At 70.4% G+C, this 4,437-nt stretch carries 3 protein-coding genes; all 3 read right to left on the bottom strand.

The features are described from left to right. Positions 1 to 55: 55 nt before the first annotated feature. Positions 56 to 1,453 (bottom strand): 2-oxoglutarate dehydrogenase, E2 component, dihydrolipoamide succinyltransferase, encoded by a 1,398-nt coding sequence (gene sucB / locus ACWGI8_RS40295; RefSeq protein ID WP_453668414.1) that lies wholly within the window; start codon positions 1,451 to 1,453, stop codon positions 56 to 58. An 88-nt stretch (positions 1,454 to 1,541) separates the two neighbouring features. Beyond that, positions 1,542 to 2,930: a dihydrolipoyl dehydrogenase gene (gene lpdA, locus ACWGI8_RS40290; protein WP_453668413.1), complete on the bottom strand. Its 1,389-nt coding sequence runs from the start codon at positions 2,928 to 2,930 to the stop codon at positions 1,542 to 1,544. A 313-nt stretch (positions 2,931 to 3,243) separates the two neighbouring features. Beyond that, the coding region (locus ACWGI8_RS40285) for a leucyl aminopeptidase (protein ID WP_453668412.1) at positions 3,244 to 4,437 on the bottom strand (1,194 nt) is incomplete at its 5' end.

Genomic DNA, 4,437 nt, shown 5'->3' with positions numbered 1-4,437 from the left:
GGGATGTACTCCCCGGCAGGGGCGCCGCTGGTGAGGCTGGTTACAGCCGAGTAGCTCAGAGGCCGAGCTCGACCTCGAACTCGCCGGCCTCCAGGATCGCCTTGACCGCGGTCAGGTAGCGGGCGGCGTCGGCGCCGTCCACCAGACGGTGGTCGTAGGAGAGCGTCAGGTACGTCATGTCGCGGATGCCGATGACCGTGCCCTCGGGGGTCTCGATGACGGCCGGACGCTTGACCGTGGCACCGATGCCCAGGATCGCGACCTGGTTCGGCGGCACGATGATCGTGTCGAACAGCGCACCGCGCGAGCCGGTGTTGCTGATGGTGAAGGTCGCACCGGCCAGCTCGTCCGGAGTGATCTTGTTGCCGCGCACCTTGTTCGCCAGGTCGGCGGTGGCCTTGGCGATACCGGCGATGTTCAGGTCGCCCGCACCCTTGATGACCGGGGTCATCAGGCCCTTCTCGGAGTCCACGGCGATGCCGATGTTCTCCGAGTCGAAGTAGGTGATGGTGCCCTCGTCCTCGTTGATCCGGGCGTTGATGACCGGGTGGGCCTTCAGCGCCTGGGCCGCCGCCTTGACGAAGAACGGCATCGGGGACAGCTTGACGCCCTCACGGGCGGCGAACGAGTCCTTGGCCTGGCCGCGCAGCTTCATCAGCTTGGTGATGTCGACCTCGACGACCGAGGACAGCTGGGCCTGGCCGTGCAGCGCCTTCATCATGTTGTCGCCGATGACCTTGCGCATGCGGGTCATCTTGACCGTCTGGCCACGCAGCGGGGAGACCTCGAGCGCCGGGGCCTTCTTCGCGGCGGGGGCAGCCGCGGCCGGAGCCGGTGCGGCCGCGGCCTTCGCGGCCTCGGCGGCGGCGATGACGTCCTGCTTGCGGATACGGCCACCGACGCCGGTGCCCTTGACCGTGGACAGGTCCACACCGCTCTCGGCGGCGAGCTTACGGACCAGCGGAGTGACGTACGCACCCTCGTCCGCGACCGGAGCGACCGGAGCGACCGGAGCGGCCGGCGCGGCCGGGGCAACGGGCGCGGCCGGAGCCGGAGCAGCCGGGGCCACCGGAGCCGGAGCGGCAGCGGCGGGAGCGGCCTGCACCGGAGCGGGCGCCGGAGCCGGGGCGGCCGGGGCCACCGGGGCGGGCGCCGGAGCCGGAGCGGCAGCCGGGGCCGGCGCGGCGGGGGCGGCCGGAGCAGCCGGAGCGGCACCCGGGGCACCGATCACGGCGAGCTTCGCGCCGACCTCGGCGGTCTCGTCCTCGCCGACCACGATCTCCAGCAGCACACCGGAGGTGGGCGCGGGGATCTCGGTGTCGACCTTGTCCGTGGAGACCTCGAGCAGCGGCTCGTCGGCCTCGACGCGCTCGCCCTCGGCCTTCAGCCAGCGGGTGACGGTGCCCTCGGTGACGCTCTCTCCGAGCGCCGGAAGGGTTACGGAAACCGGCATGGTTTCGGTTGCTCCTTACGAATGTGCGGTAGTGGTCGTCGCGCCCGTTACTGCGCTCTCTGGGGGCGGCCCCCCAGACCCCCAGAACTCAGTCGTGGGAGTGGAGCGGCTTGCCGGCCAGGGCCAGGTGGGCCTCGCCGAGCGCCTCGTTCTGCGTCGGGTGCGCGTGGATGAGCTGCGCGACCTCGGCCGGCAGAGCCTCCCAGTTGTAGATCAGCTGAGCCTCACCGACCTGCTCGCCCATACGGTCACCGACCATGTGGACGCCGACCACGGCACCGTCCTTGACCTGGACGAGCTTGATCTCGCCGGCGGTCTTCAGGATCTTGCTCTTGCCGTTGCCCGCGAGGTTGTACTTCAGAGCGACGACCTTGTCCGCGCCGTAGATCTCCTTGGCCTTGGCCTCGGAGAGGCCCACGGAGGCGACCTCGGGGTGGCAGTACGTCACCTTCGGCACGCCGTCGTAGTCGATCGGGACGGTCTTCAGACCGGCCAGCCGCTCCGCCACCAGGATGCCCTCGGCGAAGCCGACGTGCGCGAGCTGGAGGGTCGGGACGAGGTCACCGACGGCCGAGATGGTCGGCACGTTGGTCTGCATGTACTCGTCGACGAGGACGTAGCCGCGGTCCATGGCGACCCCGGCCTCCTCGTAGCCCAGGCCCTGCGAGACCGGGCCGCGGCCGACGGCGACCAGCAGCACCTCGGCCTCGAAGGTCTTGCCGTCGGCGAGGGTGACCCGGACACCGTCCTGCGTGTACTCGGCCTTCTCGAAGAAGGTGCCGAGGTTGAACTTGATGCCGCGCTTGCGGAAGGCGCGCTCGAGAAGCTTCGAGCTGTTCTCGTCCTCGACCGGGACGAGGTGCTTCAGGGCCTCGACGATCGTCACGTCGGTGCCGAAGGACTTCCATGCGGAGGCGAACTCGACGCCGATGACGCCGCCGCCCAGCACGATCGCGGAATTCGGCACCCGGTCCAGGACCAGCGCGTGGTCGGAGGAGATGATGCGGTTGCCGTCGATGGTCAGACCCGGCAGCGACTTCGGCACGGAGCCGGTGGCGAGGAGGACGTGGCGGCCCTGGACGCGTCGGCCGTTGACGTCGACGGAGGTCGGGGAGGACAGCCGGCCCTCACCCTCGATGTACGTGACCTTGCGGGAGGCGATCAGACCCTGCAGGCCCTTGTACAGCCCGGAGATCACCTCGTCCTTGTACTTGTGGACAGCCGGGACGTCGATGCCCTCGAAGCTGGCCTTGACACCGAACTGCTCGCTCTCGCGGGCCTGGTCGGCGATCTCGCCGGCGTGCAGCAGGGCCTTCGTGGGAATGCAGCCACGGTGCAGGCAGGTGCCGCCGACCTTGTCCTTCTCGATCAGGGCGACGTCCAGGCCCAGCTGCGCTCCGCGCAGTGCCGCGGCGTAACCGCCGCTACCACCGCCGAGGATCACTAGGTCGAAAACGGTGCTGGCGTCGTTCGCCACGTCACGTCCTCCATGCATGTGCGCCGGGCGCCGGTCGTCCAGACCCACGCGGCGGCTGGTGTTCGGCCGCTTATCGTCGGCCCTCTGGTGGGGGCCCTGTCCTGCCGAGAACCCATCTTCGCACTTGTTGACGGAAGGCGGGACGCGGGGCCGGGGTCCGAGACGGCGGTTCTGCCGTCCTTGCGGTTACTCGTCCGTATGAACCTACGGATTTCGTTGAAGGCGTACGGCCCCGGGAGTATTCCCGGGGCCGTACCCCGGTGCGAGCACCGGCTCCCACCGGAGCGGCTGACGCCGCGCCCCCTGTCTCACATCAGCCCAGGTCGCCCGCGGCGGTGCGCTCGGCGAGCTTCACCAGGGTGCGCACCGCGGAGCCGGTGCCGCCCTTGGGGGTGTAGCCGAACGGGGCGCCCTCGTGGAAGGCCGGGCCCGCGATGTCCAGGTGGGCCCAGGTGATGCCCTCGCCGACGAACTCCTTCAGGAACAGACCGGCGACCAGGCCGCCGCCCATCCGCTCGCCCATGTTCGCGATGTCGGCGGTCGGGGAGTCCATGCCCTTGCGCAGGTCGGCCGGGAGCGGCATCGGCCAGGAGTCCTCGCCGACCTCCTCGGCGATCTCGTGGACCGACGTACGGAAGGCGTCGTCGTTCGACATGACGCCGAATCGGCGGTGGCCCAGGGCCAGCACCATCGCGCCGGTCAGGGTCGCCACGTCCACGATCGCGTCGGGGCTCTCCTCGGACGCCTTGGCGATCGCGTCGGCCAGCACGAGACGGCCCTCGGCGTCGGTGTTGAGCACCTCCACCGTCTTGCCGCTGTACATGCGCAGGACGTCGCCGGGGCGGGTGGCGGTGCCGGACGGCATGTTCTCGGCGAGCGCCAGCCAGCCGGTGACATTGACCTGCAGGCCGAGGCGGGCGGCCGTGACGACGGCGGCGAACACCGCGGCGGCGCCGGCCATGTCGCACTTCATCGTCTCGTTGTGACCGGCCGGCTTGAGAGAGATGCCGCCCGAGTCGTAGGTGATGCCCTTGCCGACCAGGGCCAGGGTCTTCTCCGCCTTGGGGTGCGTGTAGGCGAGGCGGACCAGACGCGGGCCGTTGGCCGCGCCCTGGCCGACGCCGAGGATGCCGCCGAAGCCGCCCTTGACGAGGGCCTTCTCGTCGAGCACCTGCACCTTGATGCCGTGCTCCTTGCCGGCGGCGGTGGCGACGGCGGCGAACGACTCGGGGAAGAGGTCGTTCGGCGGGGTGTTGACCAGGTCGCGGGCGCGGTTGATCTCCTCGGTCAGCGCGATCGCGCGGTCGGCCGCGGCCTTGAACGCCTTGTCGCGCGGCTTGGCGCCCAGCAGGGCGATCTCGGCGAGCGGCTGCTTCTTGCCGTTCTTTCCGCCCTTGGCGTCCTTGGCGTCCTTGACGTTGCCGTCCTGGTAGGCGGTGAAGGCGTACGCGCCGAGCAGCGCGCCCTCGGCGATCGCCTCGGCGTCCTCCGAAGCCTCGATCGGCAG

Source organism: Streptomyces sp. NPDC054841 (assembly GCF_053611045.1).
Note: the sequence above shows the minus strand (reverse complement) of the source record. Positions and strands in the feature narration are given on the sequence as shown.